This window comes from Burkholderia sp. S171, from assembly GCF_009766085.1.
Classification (GTDB): Bacteria; Pseudomonadota; Gammaproteobacteria; order Burkholderiales; family Burkholderiaceae; genus Caballeronia.
Map to the genome: position 1 here is coordinate 65,906 of NZ_LMUF01000017.1, position 17,302 is coordinate 83,207.

The following is a 17,302-nucleotide window of genomic DNA, read 5'->3' on the forward strand; positions in this document are numbered from 1 at the left end:
TGGCACAACGGAACCGGCCCGCAGTGGCTGGCCGCTGAAGAAGCAGAAAGTAAACTGGAGACAATCGTGCGCAGTATCTTTAGAAATCGATGGTGGATCGTATTCGGCTCGGTTCTCGGACTGATCGTCGGAAACGTGACCATCCTGCAGTTTTCGGCGTCCGTGCTGATGAAGCCGATCATGGCCGAGCTCGGCTGGAGTCGCAGCATGGTGTCGGCCGCCGTTCTGCTTGGGTCGATCTGCGCCGCGCTCGGGACACCCGTTGCCGGCAGGCTGATGGACCGTCGGGGCATCAAGCGGATTACGCTGGCTGCAATCACACTGTTCGCGCTGGCCATTGCGTCGATGTCGCTTGCGCCCGCCGTTCCAGCGGTCTTTCTTGCGATGTTTTCAGTAGTGGGGCTCTTCAGCGCCGGGCAGGCACCCTTGCCATACGCCAAAGCAATCGCCGCGACCTTCGACCGGCGGCGCGGCCTTGCCATGGGCATTGCCATGACAGGCGTCGGCCTGGGCGCGGCGCTTGTGCCCAGGTTGACACAGCTTTACCTCGACCACCTGGGGTGGCGGGGCGCCTATGTCGCGATCGGCGCGACAGTGTTCGTCATTGCATTCGTCGCCGTCGGGCTATTCATTGGCGACTCGGGCGGCACGACCCGCGAGGCGGCTCAAGCACACGCTCGCGGATCGCCCGGGATTGAAGCGGCAGTGGCCGTGCGTTCGTCGCATTTCTGGATGCTGGCGGCGGTTTTTCTCTGCATACCGATCGTTGCAAATGGAACGATTGTGCATCTCGTGCCCCTGCTGACTGATCGCGGAATCCCTGCGAGTCGCGCCGTTGCCGTCTTCTCGGGCATCGGGGCGTCGCTGATCGTTGGGCGTCTTTTATGCGGTTTCCTGCTTGATCGTTTCTTTGGTCCGCACGTCGCCATTGCGTTCGTCGTGCTGCCGTTGCTGGGCGTCGTGACGTTACTGGCCAGCAGCGACCCTTCGCTCACCGCCGTTGGCGCGGTGCTCGTCGGCCTTGGCATGGGCGCTGAGGTCGACCTGATTGCCTATCTGCAAAGCCGTTATTTCGGCTTGCGCGCGTTCGGACAAATCTACGGCTATTTATTCGCAGTGTTCACCGTCGGCACCGGGCTGGGACCGTTCGTGATGGGGGCCACATACGACGCGACGGGATCCTACCGTCCCGCGTTGATTGCCTTTGTTGCCGTGCTGGCCTGCGCCGCATTTTTGCTGACGCGATTGCCGCGTAGCTATCCATTTCCAGTAATCACGAATGACGCTGAACGAGTCAAGGAAGGCCGGTCGCCCGCGAGCCTTGCTTGACCCTCCTTTTTTCTCTATTTGACTATCCATATCAATGAAACTCGTTACGTATCGATATCAAGGCACAACATCAATTGGCAAGGTGGACGGCGACCAGGTAATCGACCTGCCGCGCAATGACGCTGCGTTGCCCGCAACCATGCTGGAGTTGCTGCAAGCCGGTCCGGAGGCGATGGCGCGCGCGCACGCTGTGCGTGGCGACCACGCAGTAGCGCTTTCGGAGGTCGAATTGCTTGCGCCGCTGCCGAATCCATCGAAGTTTCTGGCCATCGGCATGAATTATCGCAAGCATGTGGAGGAGGCTGCCAAGGTGGGCGTGCACACGCCGCCGACGCAGGTCTGGTTCAATAAGCAGGTGTCCTGCGTCAACGGCCCGTTCGGGGATGTCCACTTGCCGGCGGTATCGGACCAGCTCGATTATGAGGTCGAGTTGTGTGCTGTGATCGGACAGCGTTGCAAGCACGTGAAGCGCGAAGAAGCGGAGGCGTTCATCGCCGGTTATATGGTGTGCAACGACGTATCGGTGCGCGACTGGCAACTCGCCACCCAGACCATGACGATCGGCAAGTCGTTCGACACCTGTGGTCCGACCGGACCGTGGATTGTCACGCCCGACGAGCTTGGGGATCCGCTTGCACTCCGTCTGCGGTTGTGGGTGAACGGCGAGTTACGGCAGGACGACGAAACAGGCTCGATGATCCATGACATCTTCGCCCAGGTCGCTCACCTTTCCGCAGCCTTTACGCTCGAACCGGGTGATCTGCTGGCAACCGGAACCCCGTCAGGTGTAGGCGTCGCGATGAGTCCCCCGACTTACTTGCGCGTTGGCGACATCATGCGCGCCGAAATCGATGGAATCGGCGCGATCGAGAATCGCGTGGTCGCCGAAGCCGTCTAACACTCTCGCCCATCGAGCGCGGACGCAATAGGTGACTCGTTCCGCTTTGCAGCGACGCGTCACTGCTTTAATTCGGGAAACAATATGCATCGAGACAACGACGGCATCGTCGATCCAAAAGGCGAGCATGCGCTGCGCCCTGCGCGACGCAAGTTCGGGATGATGGCGGCGGCCTTGCTCGCCGGCCGTGCCGTGCCGGGGATGGCACAGGCAGTGGGCGCTCCCGCGACGGTTCAGAGGATCGACGTCCATCATCATTTTCTGCCTGCAGTTTTTCGGGAGACCATGGGCGAGGTGGCTATCGGCGCGCCCGCGCCGAATCGGATTGCGCCGCAGTGGAAAATCGAGGATTCCCTTGGGGTGATGGACCGACAGGGCATTACGACCGCGGTGGTGTCGGCGCCGCCGCTGTGGATGCCGGAAATGGCCAAGACACGGCGCCTCACGCGCGCGTGCAATGAATTTTCGGCGCAGATGGTAGCCGACCATCCCACCCGGTTCGGCGCGTTCGCCGCATTGCCGTTGCCGGACGCGACCGCGGCGCTAAAGGAGATTCAGTATTCGCTCGATACTTTAAAGGCAGACGGAATCGGTCTGATGACGAACTACGACGACCGATACCTCGGCCACGCCGACTTCGTTCCCGTATTCGACGAGCTCAATCGACGCAAGGCGGTCGTCTACGTGCATCCGACGTCCTGCAGTTGCAACCGCGGCCTGCTGCCGGACGAACCGGACTCGCTGATCGAGTTCCCGCACGACACCACGCGCACGGTCGCCAGCCTGATGTTTTCGGGGACATTCAACCGTTGTCCGGACATCCGGTTCATCTTCTCACACGCCGGCGGGACCGTGCCTTTTCTCGCTACGCGTATGGCGATTCTGGGCGCCCAGGACAAGGGCCTCGCGCGCCATGTGCCGCAGGGCGTCATGCCGATCCTGCGTGGTCTTTACTACGACACCGCCATATCGGCCAATCCTATTTCGATGGCCGCATTGCTTAAACTGGTTACGCCCGCCAACGTCCTACTGGGAACGGATTTTCCGTTCGTTCCCGAGCACGGCATGCAGGCAACGCTGGCAGGCCTGCGCGACGTGGGTTTTAGCGCAGGCGAATTGCGGGCGGTCGAAGGCGGCAATGCCGCGCGGCTGCTTGATCGCGTAGCCCGTGACGGCGCACGCACGCCGGCCGGCTAGCAGGGCCTTTGACCCACCAATCTATCAATTGACTTCTTTTGGACAAGGGGAATCTCGATGTCGGCAGCGCATGAAGCACGGAGTTGGGTCGCAGGGGAATGGCTGGACGAGGGTCCCCGCCGCGAAAGTATCGATCCAGCCACGGGCGACGTGATCGGATATTTTTACGATGCACCGGAGCAGACCATGCAGGCGGCCATCGACGCCGCTGCCGATGCCTTTCAGCGCAGCGTGTGGCGAAGCGACTCACATCGTCGAGCAGCCGCGCTGAGCCATCTTGCTGACGCGTTCGAAGCCCAGCTCGATCAGGTCATCGACACGTTATGCCGCGAGAACGGCAAGATTCGCCCTGAGGCGACATTCGAAGCGTCGTTGATCCCACGGGCGCTGCGCTTTGCCACAGGCCTCGCGATGCACAACTTCGGACGCGTGCTGGAAAGCCGTCCAGGACAGCAGGCAATGTCGATCCGCGAGCCGGCCGGGGTCGCCGGCCTGATCATCCCATGGAATTCCCCGGCTTACCTTTGCATCCGCGCGCTAGCGCCAGCGCTCGCCGCGGGCTGCACGGCGGTCATCAAGATGCCGCATCAGGCGGCGCAGACGGCTGCGCTGCTTGGCCGTATCGTTGAATCCGTGGTCGATATTCCGCGAGGGGTGGTGAACATCGTTATAGAGTCTGGTGCTGACGGTGCACGGCGACTCGTTAACTCGCCTCTGGTGCCGGCGATCAGCTTTACCGGCAGCACCTCGACCGGGCGCGCAATCGCCCGGGCCGCGGCGGACCGCCTAAAACGCGTCGGGCTCGAACTAGGCGGCAAGACTCCCCATCTGATTTTCGATGATGCCGATGTATCCGCAACGCTACCCGTGCTCGAAAAATCTTGCACTGTGTTCGCGGGTCAGTTTTGCATGACAGGCAGCCGCATTCTTGTTCAGCGCGAGGTCGCGCAGACGGTCAAGGCGGCGCTTGCCGAGCGTCTGCGTGCTGTGAGGGCTGGCCCGGCGTGTGACCAGTCAAGCCAGATGGGTCCGTTGATCGACAAGGCGGCGGTAAAACGTGTCGATGCAGCAGTTGAAGCGGCGATTGCCGCCGGCGCGCGTCCTCTGGTGCGCGGAGGTCCACCGACCGATCCAGCGCTTGCACGCGGCGCCTTTTATTTACCGACGCTACTTGAAATCGACGATCCGAGCTTACCCATCGCTCGCGAAGAGACCTTCGGGCCGGTCCAGACCCTGCAGATTTTTGATACGGAAGACGAGGCTATCGCGATGGCCAACGACAGCGATTATGGCCTGAGTGCGTGCGTCTGGAGCCGCGATGTCGATCGCCCGATACGCGTTGCGCGACGCTTGCACGTCGGTCTTGTCTCGATCAATAGCTGGGCGAATCTGGCGGTTGAATTTGAGGAAGGTGGTTTCAAGGCCAGCGGTTCGGGGCGTCTGGGCGGCCTCGCGTCAGTGGAGGACTTTCTTGAATACAAGCAGATAACGCAAGACTTTGTGCAACGCGTGCATTGAGCCAGCGACTGGACCAATTGAGCAAGCTTTAGTCGGATACCCCGTCGCGCGCTTCCCGTCGACGAACGCGGCGCGCAACTGTCAGCTTACGATTGACGGCGGACGCGTCTTCATAGTTATCGACGAGATTCGAGTAGACCGCCCGAAGCGTCTTCAGCGTGGCCGCAAGTTCGCTTGCCGTGACACCTTTGAGAGACATGCTCTCGATTTGCCATGCGCGCGGAGCAAGTTCACTGACGATCGCTGCCCCCGCCACGGTGATCGATAAATGAATGTTTCGACGATCGGACGGTGACTCGCGGCGTCGGATATATCCCTTGGTTTCAAGCGCGCTCACCGCCCGCGACAGATACGACAGTTCCGAGCCGGTATGGCTAGCCAGATCAGACAATGTCTGGTGATCTTCGTGGCGAAGCGCCGCCAGCACGCGCCATGTTTGCAGGTTGATGCCATACGCTTTAAGGTCGTCGCTGAAGCGGGCGGCGATGATGCTGGCTGCACGGTTAAGCAGATAGCCTACCGAATGATCCAGATCGTGATCGCGGCGCTCACGAGGCCCTATCTGAGATTTCACGGCCGGTGACTTCGTAACTGCTGTAGAGCCGCTAACAGTATCGGGCGACGAGGATTTGAGTTTGGACATGGAGGGCATATGCCGCAGCAAGATCGAACCCAGATGATAGCTTAAGCAACCGCTCGGACGGCATGAGGATCGCGGTCGAAATTGATGAATTTCAGAGATAAATGGTTGAAGGTTGCTAAGGCCCAGAACAAGGCGAGAGGTGCGCGCTGATGACGCGCGAAATTCATAACTTGGTTTGACTCGCGATTTCGCGGAGTGATGCACGCCCACGGAGTGTGGGGAAAGGGCTGTGTTTCCGAGACTCAACGTTTGGGATATACGTCTGATGTCTAATGTATTGCAACAACGGTGTTGCCGGTACAGGCAGTCAGTTTGCCAAAGCTGCAGGTCCACTCAGCATGCCGCAATCCGGCTTTGTCTACCCATTCCGACAGCGACGTTGCGTCCAAAAATTAGTTCAAGTGAGGGATCTGGGAGCCACCAGTTTTTCCATCGGTTATCTGGCGTTGAGCCGCTTGAATGTTTTCCGGGTAATGGCCCCAGTCACCTGGTTGGTATCCAACCGCGCGCAGATCTTTAAGCTGCTGCTTGACCTGCTCCCGGCTAAGCGACGTGTCGCCAGCAGCGGGTTGCGCATGCACGATGCTCGGGGCTATAGCTCCCAACGCTGTGACCAAAACGGAAATGTAGAAGATGTTCATGATTAACGGAACGGCCGCCCAAGTTGTTTATGATGTCTATCAAAACCGACAGATGATCACAAGTTTAGCGCGTTACGTGATTCTAATATAGGGGTAATCCCTTAATACTTTATTGCTTGTTTCGGAATAATCGAATTCGACTGTAGCTCGCCATTCAGTCGTTGGTAAGTGTCAGGGTGACGTACAGAAGGAACTGTCCCGCTAATCGGTAGCCGCCCAGACGAGGCAAACAAGGAATATGGCTCAGCAGGCCTTGGTAGACGAAGACGAGCTTGCAATCGGAGCGATTCGGTCCATCGAGAGGGTTGGTTGTGATCTTTTAAGTAAGTGTCAAAAAACGGCATGCGGTCTAGAAGCTATTTGCCTTTGTCGCGCGTGACGCGAATCGTGTCCAACGATCTGTTTTCACGTCGCAGTCGATTGGGAAGCAACCCATCGTCCGGAGCTCTGTATCTGAATGGCGGCCACGATATTACTCCGACGTCCTTACCGAGTACGGGAGCCTGGACGATGTGCTTGATCTTTTGATCGTGGAAAACAACGCGGGAGGGGCAGAGCGCGCGCCGTTGGTGGAGCGCGGCCACGTTGTAGCCGCGTTTGAGACGGAGGGTGGACAGCGTTTGCTAGACAAGACGGAATCCACGACTTCCACGCCGAGCGTGAATGGCTAGGCTGTGTGAAATCTCGCCGCGTAAGCGCGTTGAACCCTGGCACGGACAATCTCAACGCAAGCTGTACGAAGAATTAGAAATAGAAGAGGGCTAGCCTTCCGGAACAACGCCAGCTACATCGGCCGGGGCTTCTGTGTTGTGGATAAAATTCCCAGGCAGACTAGGTCCCCAGAGATAAAGCGAGTCTTCAGGTGCGAAATCGCCGGCTGGCCACTCGTAACCTGCGGAGACAAAGTCGATGTCGGCTGAATACTCGCAGAACGACCCCCACGGATCTTGCACGTAGTGGAAGTAGTTAGAGCCTAATACATGACGGCCTGTGCCCCAGCCTTCGGTATATCCGGCCGCGGCCATCTGCGACGCGCCCAAGCCCACAGTGTTGACGTTTGGCACGTCCCATGCCGCGTGGTGCCAACCGCGTGCCGTGCTCTTGGCGAATGCTACGAGATGGTGGTCACTCCCGTGGGGAGCATGCGTGAATGCAATGACGTCAAGCGACCTGTCGGATAGACGCAGGCCAAGCGCTTTGCCATAAAAGTCGAGGGCGCGGAGGACATTGGGTGAGAAAAGCAGCACATGCGAGAGCCGCTGCGGACGAACAATCTTTGCGGCGGAGCGCGGGTGCGAACCTCGTGCATCGGGTGTCCCGATCGGCAGGAGAGTCGAAGTCTTGCCTTGAGGGCTTGTCTTCGGGCCAGGCTTCACTTGGACCAAGTTGCCATCGGGGTCGTTGAACCAAAAGCCCACAACGTTTTCTTCCGGGAGAACGGACGGATGGGGCGCGACCAGTCTGGCCCCCGCGGCTGCCACTTGACACCGGATGGGTTCGAGATCGCCATCAAAGCAACCAAAGCTCAAATAAGCCAGCGATTTGCTGGATGATGGCAACACGCGCGCCCAGCGCCACCCGTCAGCAGCGCGCAGTTCCAACTCCTGTGCGTGCTGCCCGCAGTGGCTGACATCGAGGCCGAACGCACTAAAAAACCGCTCCGCCTCAGGGATTGAAGGGACATAAAGCGCGTAATGATCGATTGAATGAACGCTTGCGTCCGGACGCGCAATTGGAAGTTCTACCATGGTTGTCTCCACTGCATTGCATGGTTAGCTGCCGGCTCTGCCCCCGGTCGTCAAAAATGCGAGGCTTGGCCGTATCAGGTCTCGTCGGCAATCACGTTGCGCAATGTACCCATTTTTTCGACGGACACTTCGCAGACATCGCCTGCTTTCATCAATAGTTTTGGCGTGCGGGCCCAGCCGATACCCGAGGGAGTGCCGGAAACAATCACATCACCTGGCTCAAGTGAGATGGCCTCACTAATAATGCTGATCAGGGATGCGACATCGAACACCATCAGGTCGGTATTGGCCGACTGAACCACTTCGCCGTTCAACCGAGTTTCTAGCAGCAAGCCTGCCGCGCCCGGTGGAAGTTCGTCGGCGGTGATGAGGTCGGGACCAAAGGCGCCGGTCGCATCGAAGTTTTTTCCAACCGTCCACTGCGGCGTTTTGAATTGATACTCGCGCACCGAACCGTCGTTGAAAAGAGAATAGCCGACTACATGCGAGAGCGCGTCGTCGCGACTAATATGCCGCCCCCCTTTGCCAAGCACAACTGCGATTTCACCCTCGTAATCAAGGCCCTCAGAATCGGTGACGCGCGGACGAATCATGGGTTGATCGTGAGCAACAAGGCTGGTGTTGACTCGCAAAAATAGCGTGGGATAGGCCGGTTGCTCGAAATTGCTTTCTTTGGTGTGGTCGGCGAAGTTAAGGCCCACGCACAGAATCTTCGGCGGCTTTCGTAGTGGCGGCAGAAACTTGAGGTCTTGAGCAGACACGGTCTCGCCTGCAAAACTGTCCTCGGCCAACGATTTGATATCTTCTCCGCGAGCCAAGAGCGACTCGAGGGACTCGTCACTGACGATGCGAACCTTGTCACCTTCCCGCACTCCGAGCACGGCCTTGTTGTCTTTCTCAAAACTTACAAACCGCATAGTTACTCCTTGATCCTTGTTGCGATAGACGACTGCTTGATGTTTGATTGAGCGACGTATAAAAGTCATTTTAGATGAAATGACAAATCCGTCAATTAGATGCGGTGTAGGATAAACCCCGATACTACGGACACGTTTTGCAAAATCAATAGAGAAGCTTATGGAAGAGAACGAGGCCGGCACGAACTACCAGACACGCGTGGGAGCCCTCAGACGGGAGAAAACCCGGATGAGATTAATAAAAAGCGCGCTGAGGGTGTTCGCGAACAAAGGCGCGGATGCGCCACTTATCGACGATTTCATTGCGGCTGCAGGCGTGGCAAGGGGAACGTTTTATAATTACTTTCAAACGACCTCGGAGTTGCTAGCAGCAGTGGCAGGAGAAATCAGCGACGGAGTGTTACGCGTGATAGACCCGGTCGTGCGCACTATCGATGACCCTGCGATGCGGATGGTGACAGGCGTTCGTCTGTACATGCATATGGCCAAGCTTTATCCACTTTGGGGCGCATTCATTACGCGGGTAGGAACGAAGCGGGGTTCTCGCGGATTGCTTCTCGACGAATACATGACGCGCGACCTCCAGCTAGGTATCGATGCTAGGCGCTTTCACGTATCGGAAGTCACGGTAGCTCGCGACATATCGCTAGGCACGATAATGTACGGGATCGAGACGTTGCTCTCGGATCGAGCCCCTCAGGATTACGCGGAGAATATGACTTACTCGTTGTTGTTGGCGCTTGGCATAGAGGCGATAGAAGCTCGAAGCATGGCGTTTTCGACGCTGGTCGCGTGTCCCAAGCCGCTTGGTTCAATTTTCGAGAGCATTGAAGGTATTGGAGCAATGCAGGGTCGAACTGAGTAATAGCGCTCAAACAACTAAAGTCGGGTCTTCAACTAAATCGGTATCAGCGCACTAAGGCGACGCGCGCACCTCTGTCACGAAGATCCGGATCCGCCCGTAGTAGCCGCGGAGCGAGCCTCGAAGCGCTTGGATTGGAACGTGCTGCTAATTCGATAGGGCGCTCACTTTGTGAGATTTCGAACAAGAAGCTAAACCGCAAGTAGACGATCGAATGCTTCGCGTGCGTAAGGCCGTCGCCCGCTTGCAGGAAGTCGTCGTTCATTGCGAAACACATGGAGAAACCCGGCTCGCGCCCATAAAAATCGGCGCTCTTCACCGTGTCCACGATGCCTTTCGCTTCGGCCTGTCGACGCACTGATCCCGAGCCCGGCACGACCATCGCGCGCACGCTGCGGGCAACCCTCTGCGATCGGGCAGCTCGCTAGATGCGCGCCGTGCGGATGCGCGAGCAACTCTTCAGGCGTGCGCACCTCGCCAGCGCACGCCTGCGCCTCGGCGATGGCGTCTTCGAGCGGGTCCGAGTCTCAGCGCGCGATGCCCGCGCGCACCGAATCGAGGGGTCCCCTTGATTTCGTTGCATTTTGCGGGGATAGCAGCGCGTAGGCGCCATGCGGCTTTGCAAAACGGCCCTATAAAAAAATCGCATTAAATCAAGTACTTCCTGTCTGGTCTCTTTCAGGCAGCGGGAACGCCTTTATGGCGACAACTCGAAGCTCAGGGTACGCGAGCAACGGAACACAAAATCCGTTCAAGCTTTTTTCAGCGCAGTTCGCCTGGCAGCGAACGCTTCGCGGATCTGTTTGGCACGTTTCACTTCGTCGCTATGCAAGTAGACCGACGTCGTCGAGATCGAAGCGTGTCGGAGATTGTCGCGTACCGTTGTCAGATCGACACCGCGTGCAAGAGCCTTTCGAATTTCAGTGCGATCAGGGATCGCGCTCGCCGGCGTATCGTTGACGACTACGAGTTGCACAATGTGTGTCTTCCACAGTTAAAGCAACTGCTGCTGTCAGGCGTCGCCGGTTAGACGCAGCCAGTCATCGGATATGGGCCTTCGAGAAGCCACCCATTAGCGAATTGCCGGTTTTATTTTTGCACCGGTGATAGTTATAATTCGGCCTACGGCCAGCGTCACGCAGAGCGAAGCTCATTTACACTCAGACCATCCACTAGGCTGGGCAAGACACGGTCCGCATAGCGGGCGATCGGAAAATCGAACGTACCGCGCAAGTTAATGCCTTCAAGATAGGTGGGTGCAATTCGCCGCAGGTCCACAGCCCGAAGGACGTCCCCACTCATCGCCTCGATCTGACCAACGGCGCGTTGCATATGCATCGTGTTCCAAGCCATTACGGCGTTGGTGAGCAACGCCAGCGACGACGACACGGCTGCGAGTGATTCGTGATGCTTCGTTAGTTCCGACGGAATTTTGCCTATGTGTATCGCCCGCTGCACGGTGTGTACGGCTTCACCACGATTGAGGACATGCTGAAGCTCGCTGCGGAATACCGGATTGGTGAAATAGTCGATCAGGAAAACCGTACGAAACAACCTTCCTATATGGACGCCACCGTCGTACACGGACTGTCCACGCGCCGCTGCGCCGAACCGGGTCAACGCCTCGACCGCAGTGCAGCGACCACTTTGAATCGACGCTGCCACCCGAACGAATTCGTCCCAGATGCTTTCGATGAGGTCCAGGCGCACGTCACAGTCGGTCACGGCCACAAGCTCCGCTGGCACGGCGTGATGCCGTGGCACATGCAAACGGCGGTCGCGCAGATGAGCAAGTCGTGGGCACAGGTCAAAGCCAAGCGCCCGGGCAAGCCCCATTGCGAAATCCGTATACCCATGGGTGTCCACGGCGAGTTGTGCCACGTCCCTCGTGCCGCTTTGTCGAATGACACCTTCGATCGCTGCGCCTGCTTGCCGCTCGTTGAGGATGACGGGTTGATCGTAGAAGATCCCCCAGCGGTCCATCACGTGCGTGTACATGCCGATGGACGCCGTGCGCCGACGCGGGTCAGCCCGAGCCTGCCAGACCGTGCGCGTCGTCTCTAGCGACATCATGTCGGACGAAGCCAGATCGGCACGACCCCAGTGCGCGGCGATCGGGTGGCGAAGCATGAATTCCAGCACTGCGTCGGCAGCTTGACGTAGTTTTCGTTCATCGGCGATTCGGTTCATCATTTGTCGGATCGCGACAGGCGACAATTCCGGCACCATCCGCGAGATGTCCGCTGCGGACAACGAAGTGCCATGGGCCAAGACCGCTGCATACACCAGCAGCAGCTCACTGCGTGAACGCGGTTCCCGTCCGAGCAGCAACCAGCTGAAGCGTGTCAAGCTGTCGATCTCGAGAATGATTTCCGGGAGTTGGCCACCGGGATGGGAGGCGAAGATCGCTCGGCGCAAGGGCTCCACTGCGGCATCCTTGCCTTGTGCCGATAAAGCATCGAGATGTACGGCGGTGTCGATTCGCACATCACCACGCACCGTCGCGTCGCGCAGCACCGAAAGCCCATGATTGAGATGCCGGACTAGCGGTTCGAGGAATTCCTTCGCGTCTTGTGGCAGTTTCAGATGACCATAGTAGTGGTTGCGCTTCGCGCTCCAGTCGTCGTGCGGGATCAGCATCCGAGCTTGACTGCGAAATGCAAAGCTGTGGTCAACAAAGACGGACCCGTTACGCAACGCGACCCGCAGGGCAAACAGCGTCGCCCATTCGAATGCTGACAGGGCCTTGTGCCGGTCGTAACCGTCGATCGCCTGCCGCCATGCGCGCCCGAGTCGAATCGTGACGCGGTCCGGTAGCGTGTATGCCTTGCCAGCGTACAGGTCACGCAGTACCTGCAACGCATCGGTCACCGGATGAGCGGTCTGCGCTTCAAAGGGCAGACGGACTATTTTGGCGAGCATCGCGCGCGCTTGTCCGCGCTTCGCCATGAGATGCGCACGGACGAGGCTCCGGCGACTCGGCGGGCGCACATCGAGCGCTTGATCGGCAAGCGCACACACCTTGTTACTGAGTTCGTCGCGAGACAGTGTTGCGTCGAGTGCAACTGCCTTCACCGCAGCCGCGAAATCATGGATACGTGTCTTCAAGTCCGGGCGCGTGGCGTCGATGTCTCGAGTGGCATCGTTGACCGCCTTCTGGATCCAGTGGCGCAACATTCCCAACAACTGGTCGGATGCGGCACACAACGCATAGCGCAGGAAGCATGCGGCTTCCAGTCGGCGCGACTGCGTTTCAATCCGGTTGCTTACCGACGGCGGCCGGTTCGCACAGCGTCTCGCGTAGTGGCGCACCAACGCGTCATTGCAGTTCGCCGGCCAGCGGGAATGAACGCCGATTAATTACAGTCGATCGATCTTGGTGAAGATCTCGCTCATCTGATGAGTCGAGTTGCGTAGAGGAACGGCCCACAACCAGTGTTGCAGGCTCGCGTGCTCTCCTTCGGGCTGCGGAAGGAGGTGTCCCCAACCATCCAGCATCGACGCGCCAAAGGCGCGTGCCAGCGTATCGGTCAGCGCGACTTCGACGCCCTGGACGGCCTGTACGATCAACCGCTTGAGCAATCGATCATGAGCAATCAGAATGCGGTGCTCGTACAGCCACCGCTTCAACTCATGCAACAGTTGGCCGCGCTCAGGGCGCCGGACAGACGCTCCTTGAGCCAGCGCACGACGTAGCGGCGTTGATGCTCGGCCATCGGACGGAAGCCAAGTACCTGGTAGGCCAGCATCTGATGGTCAACAAGTGTGTCGGTGCGCCCATCGTACAAGGAACGTAGCGTACCGAGCTCCGGCGGATCGACACCCAGTTGTTCGCCAAGGTGACTCCATAGGGCCTTCGGAATCTGTTTGTATGCGTCGAGCGTGCGGCCCGTCATGCGTACAAAGCCGATATGCAGCCCAACTCCGAGCCGATAAAGATCAGTGCGCCGGGCGTCGATCAACCCCCGTTCTTTACGGGAGAACGTGAAGAACGTGGCAAGCTCGAACTCGTTGAGTTCATCCGGGATCTGCCGCATGCCGAGATACGCTAATTGCCAGTGCTCCATCGCGTTTTCTCCGCGAGCGTGAGATGGGCCGACCAGAGTAGCGGCACAAAATGGGCGCGGCAACCGACAATCGTCGGCGCGGAGCGAGACAAACACCCAAACAGCAACTCTTTGATTTATTGAGATATTTAAATAGGGCCGCCACGCAAACCCGCGCCAGCGTTAGAGGTCGCTAGCCCGGTAAACTGCATCGAAATACAGGCGACCCCTATATGTGCGCCAGTCGTCGGCTTACCAGGTCAGCCACAATCTGGAGAGCCAGAAACTGCAGTACGCGATGCAGGATCGTCTGCACCAGTTGGGCTGGCACGAGGTTGAAGTAATAGATGAGGATATGGGCCGCTCTGCAGCCGGCACGCAGACACGCTCGGGTTTTGAACGGATGGTGGCAGAAGTCTGTCTTGGACGCGTTGGCGCGGTTGCCGCTCGCGAGGTTTCGCGATTCGCGCGCAACAGTCGCGAGTGGCAGCAACTGGTCGAAGTTTGCCGTGTCGTCGATACCGTGCTGATCGATCAGGAGACCGTATACGCGCCACGGCTAAGCAATGACCGTTTGCTGCTTGGATTGAAGGGCAGCCTCAACGAATACGAACTGGATCTTCTGCGTCAGCGTTCGCTGGAAGCGCGCCGCGAGAAAGCCAGACGCGGCGAGCTCATCATCACGGCGCCCGTGGTTATCGCAAGACCGAAGACCAGCGCCTGGAGAAGGATCCGGATTTGCGTGTGCAGGAAGCCATCCGTTCAGTGTTCCGCCAGTTCGCCGCGATTGGTTCTGTACGCCAGACGTTACTATGGTTCCTGGAGCACGGCCTGCAATTGCCGGCGTGCACACCGCGCGGCGAGATCCACTGGAAGCGACCGTACTACGGAACGGTGTACCAGATCCTGACCAGCCCGGTCTACGGTGGCGCATATGCCTATGGCAAGACGGAATCTACGATCCATTACGCGGACGGAGAACCGCGCAAACGTGACCGACGCAAACCGCGAGATCAATGGTTGGCGCTGATCCCCAACGCCTACGAGGGATACGTTGATTGGGACGAGTTTGAACGAATCCAGCGCGTGATCCACGCTAACGTGCGTCTTGGCGGGCAGGCAGGTGCTCCAAAGAACGGCGAGGCGTTGTTGTCGGGACTGTTGCGGTGCCGGCGGTGTGCGAGCAAGCTGACGCTACACTACACGGGTAACCAGCATGACGCCTTGCGCTACACCTGTCATCGGGCGTGGCTCGACAAAGGGCAGCCTCGCTGTATCGCCTTCGGCGGTACACGCGTGGATGCGGCCGTTGCCCAGGCGGTCTTGCGGGTAGTCCAACCTGCAGCAATCGAGGCGGCGATCGTGGCGCGTGAAGAAGATGTCCATAAGCATGACGAAGTACTGGCTGCATTGCAGCGCGATCTGCAAGCGGCCCGCTATGCAGCGCAACGCGCGCAAAAGCAGTACGACGCTGCTGATCCCGACAACCGACTCGTCGCCGACGAGCTGGAGCGACGCTGGAATGATGCGCTAATGCGCGTGGCGGAGCTGGAATCGCGAATCGGGCAGCAGTCGTATGCATCCGGCCAACTCCCGCCTGCGCAACCTGAGGAGTTCACGGAACTTGCCACCGCGCTGGAGTCGATCTGGCCGCAGGCCGATGCTCGCCTGAAGAAGCGCATTGTGCGCACATTGATTCACGAAGTCGTCGTCGACGTCGACGACACGACAAGCGAGATCGTACTCGTCATTCACTGGAAAGGCGGCGTCCACACAGAAGTCCGCGTACCGCGACGGCGCCGCGGCCAAAACGCCACTCATACATCCCCGGAAGCAATTGATGCCGTGCGCCAGCTCGCACGCATCTGTCCGGATTTGTTGATTGCCAGCGTGCTCAATCGCAATGACCTGCGCACCGGTCGGGGTAACTTCTGGACTCAGGAGCGCGTTACCTCGTTGCGCAGCCACCATCAAATCCCCGTCTATTCGAGCGAGCGGCGCGCGGCCGAAGGATGGATGAATCTGACTGAGGCCGCGGCGTTCATCGGCGTGAGTCCCAAGACCCTCAGGCTCGCAGTCGAGCGCGGCGACATCACGGCAGAACATCCGTTGTCCAATGGGCCATGGATCTTCAATCGTAATTCACTGAACACCAACGCTGTCACCGAACTCGTCGCGCGCACTCGCGCCCGGCGCGGACGCCCCGAAATACCAACGGCGCAACAGGGCTCTCTAGATTTATCAACGACATAGCGAAATTGGGCATTATGAAACATACTTGTAAAAGCTTTCGATGTACTCCTGAATTGCCGCCTTCGCATCGGCACGCGTGGCGTAGCGATGGTGATGTATCAGTTCGTTTTTTACGACTGCCCCAGAAGCTTTCCATCGGTGCGTTGTCAAAGCAATTCCCCTTACGCGACATTGAGGCCTGCATGCCGAATTGTTCAACCAGCTTCCGATAGTCATGAGCGCAGTATTGACTTCCACGGTCCGAATGATGAATCAAGCCTTTCTCGGGACGTTTGTTGCGCACAGCACGCCACAGGGCTTGCGCCGTGAGTCCTTGTGTCATGCGCTCACCCATGGCGTATCCAACCAACTCACAGGTGAAGACGTCCTTAATGCCGGCGACGTAGAGCCATCCCTCGTCGGTGGCACAATAGGTGATGTCTGTCACCCAGGCTTCGTTTGGCCGCGTTGGCGCGAACGTCTGGTTCAGCAGATTGTCGGCGACAGGCAAGTTGTGATTCGAATTCGTCGTGGCTTTGAATTTGCGCTTCTGCTTACAGCGCAGATTCAGCTCTCGGCGCAGGCGGGCGATGCGGTCGCGCCCGGCTATAAAGCCTTGTGCCTCAAGCTCAGGCTGCACGCGTCGCGTGCCATAGGTCTCGCGGCTCTGCTTGTGCACAGCCTTGATGGCGGCTTTCAGGCGTTCATCAACCTGCGCACGTGGAGACAGCTTACCTTTAGACCAGGCATAGAAGCCGCTGCGCGAAACCTCAAAGGCACGGCACAGGACAGCAATTGGATAATCGAGTCGCATCGTATTCATGACCGCGTATTTGGCAGCGACTCCTGCGCAAAATACGCTGCCGCTTTTTTTACGATATCTCGCTCCATCCTGGTCTCCGCCAGTTCCCTGCGTAGTCTGACTACCTCGGCTTCCAATTCGGGAACCGTGCGACTGCCTGGCGCCGTCACGGCGCCATTGCCAAGCTTGGCTGCTTTGACCCAAGTGGCCAAAGTCCCCATCGGAATGGCAATTCGCTTCGCCGCTTCATCTAGCGTCAAGCCCTGTGCAAGCACAAGCTTTACAGCTTCTTCACGAAGCTCTGGTGTGTATGTTCTTGGTTTCGTCATGTGTGCTCCCATTGATAAAGTTTATCAAAAAGGAGTGTCCTAAAAAGTCAGGCTACCTCAGATGGCGAACACACGATAGCGGATGAGATGGAAGAGGTGCGAGTAAAAGGACTACACCGTGTGCGGACTACCGACCAGAG

Annotated in this window: 12 protein-coding genes and 3 pseudogenes; 8 read left to right on the forward strand and 7 right to left on the reverse strand. The window is 58.5% G+C overall.

Annotated features, from left to right (window positions below; all coding sequences use genetic code 11):
- Window positions 1-66: 66 nt before the first annotated feature.
- The 4 genes from GSQ93_RS10565 to GSQ93_RS10580 all read left to right on the forward strand — a co-directional run bounded on the left by GSQ93_RS10565 (window position 67) and on the right by GSQ93_RS10580 (window position 4,942).
- Window positions 67-1,329 (forward strand): MFS transporter, encoded by a 1,263-nt coding sequence (locus GSQ93_RS10565; protein WP_254073832.1) that lies wholly within the window; start codon window positions 67-69, stop codon window positions 1,327-1,329.
- Window positions 1,330-1,363: 34 nt separating this feature from the next.
- Window positions 1,364-2,227 (forward strand): fumarylacetoacetate hydrolase family protein, encoded by an 864-nt coding sequence (locus GSQ93_RS10570; RefSeq protein ID WP_158935603.1) that lies wholly within the window; start codon window positions 1,364-1,366, stop codon window positions 2,225-2,227.
- A gap of 84 nt (window positions 2,228-2,311) precedes the next feature.
- The gene (locus GSQ93_RS10575) at window positions 2,312-3,424 is read left to right on the forward strand and encodes an amidohydrolase family protein (RefSeq protein WP_158935604.1); all 1,113 of its coding nucleotides are present in this window, start codon (window positions 2,312-2,314) and stop codon (window positions 3,422-3,424) included.
- Between the two features lie 57 nt (window positions 3,425-3,481).
- Window positions 3,482-4,942 carry an aldehyde dehydrogenase family protein gene (locus GSQ93_RS10580; RefSeq protein ID WP_158935605.1) on the forward strand — a complete coding sequence of 487 codons (1,461 nt, stop codon included), beginning with the start codon at window positions 3,482-3,484 and terminating at the stop codon, window positions 4,940-4,942.
- 28 nt (window positions 4,943-4,970) lie between these two features.
- Here GSQ93_RS10580 and GSQ93_RS10585 read toward each other — a convergent pair whose 3' ends face one another.
- Together GSQ93_RS10585 and GSQ93_RS10590 are read right to left on the reverse strand one after the other, a co-directional pair.
- The gene (locus tag GSQ93_RS10585; RefSeq protein WP_254073833.1) at window positions 4,971-5,516 is read right to left on the reverse strand and encodes a MarR family winged helix-turn-helix transcriptional regulator; all 546 of its coding nucleotides are present in this window, start codon (window positions 5,514-5,516) and stop codon (window positions 4,971-4,973) included.
- Window positions 5,517-5,977: 461 nt separating this feature from the next.
- A complete protein-coding gene (locus tag GSQ93_RS10590) occupies window positions 5,978-6,226 on the reverse strand; it encodes a DUF4148 domain-containing protein (RefSeq protein ID WP_158935607.1) in 249 nt (82 codons plus the stop codon).
- A 512-nt stretch (window positions 6,227-6,738) separates the two neighbouring features.
- Between GSQ93_RS10590 and GSQ93_RS10595 the strand changes: the two genes are divergently transcribed.
- Window positions 6,739-6,897: a hypothetical protein gene (locus GSQ93_RS10595; protein ID WP_158935608.1), complete on the forward strand. Its 159-nt coding sequence runs from the start codon at window positions 6,739-6,741 to the stop codon at window positions 6,895-6,897.
- Window positions 6,898-6,987: 90 nt separating this feature from the next.
- Here the strand turns inward: GSQ93_RS10595 and GSQ93_RS10600 are convergent, their stop codons facing one another.
- A complete protein-coding gene (locus GSQ93_RS10600; RefSeq protein ID WP_158935609.1) occupies window positions 6,988-7,974 on the reverse strand; it encodes a VOC family protein in 987 nt (328 codons plus the stop codon).
- Window positions 7,975-8,048: 74 nt separating this feature from the next.
- A complete protein-coding gene (locus GSQ93_RS10605) occupies window positions 8,049-8,891 on the reverse strand; it encodes a fumarylacetoacetate hydrolase family protein (RefSeq protein ID WP_158935610.1) in 843 nt (280 codons plus the stop codon).
- 160 nt (window positions 8,892-9,051) lie between these two features.
- Here GSQ93_RS10605 and GSQ93_RS10610 point away from each other — a divergent pair, with 160 nt between their 5' ends.
- Window positions 9,052-9,756: a TetR/AcrR family transcriptional regulator gene (locus GSQ93_RS10610; RefSeq protein WP_158935611.1), complete on the forward strand. Its 705-nt coding sequence runs from the start codon at window positions 9,052-9,054 to the stop codon at window positions 9,754-9,756.
- Between the two features lie 43 nt (window positions 9,757-9,799).
- Here the strand turns inward: GSQ93_RS10610 and GSQ93_RS38660 are convergent, their stop codons facing one another.
- A complete protein-coding gene (locus GSQ93_RS38660) occupies window positions 9,800-10,135 on the reverse strand; it encodes an aconitase family protein (protein ID WP_158935648.1) in 336 nt (111 codons plus the stop codon).
- Window positions 10,136-10,887: 752 nt separating this feature from the next.
- Window positions 10,888-13,820 (reverse strand): annotated as a pseudogene (locus GSQ93_RS10620) (Tn3 family transposase).
- Window positions 13,821-14,034: 214 nt separating this feature from the next.
- Between GSQ93_RS10620 and GSQ93_RS38065 the strand changes: the two are divergent.
- Both GSQ93_RS38065 and GSQ93_RS10625 read left to right on the forward strand, forming a co-directional pair.
- Window positions 14,035-14,412, forward strand: a pseudogene (locus tag GSQ93_RS38065) (recombinase family protein); the annotation flags it as partial.
- A 131-nt stretch (window positions 14,413-14,543) separates the two neighbouring features.
- Complete coding sequence (locus GSQ93_RS10625; protein ID WP_216857607.1) at window positions 14,544-16,052, forward strand: recombinase family protein; 1,509 nt, start codon at window positions 14,544-14,546, stop codon at window positions 16,050-16,052.
- A gap of 27 nt (window positions 16,053-16,079) precedes the next feature.
- On the opposite strand, the pseudogene GSQ93_RS10630 reads toward GSQ93_RS10625, so the two are convergent.
- Window positions 16,080-17,162: pseudogene (locus GSQ93_RS10630) on the reverse strand (IS3 family transposase); the annotation flags it as partial.
- Window positions 17,163-17,302: the final 140 nt, after the last annotated feature.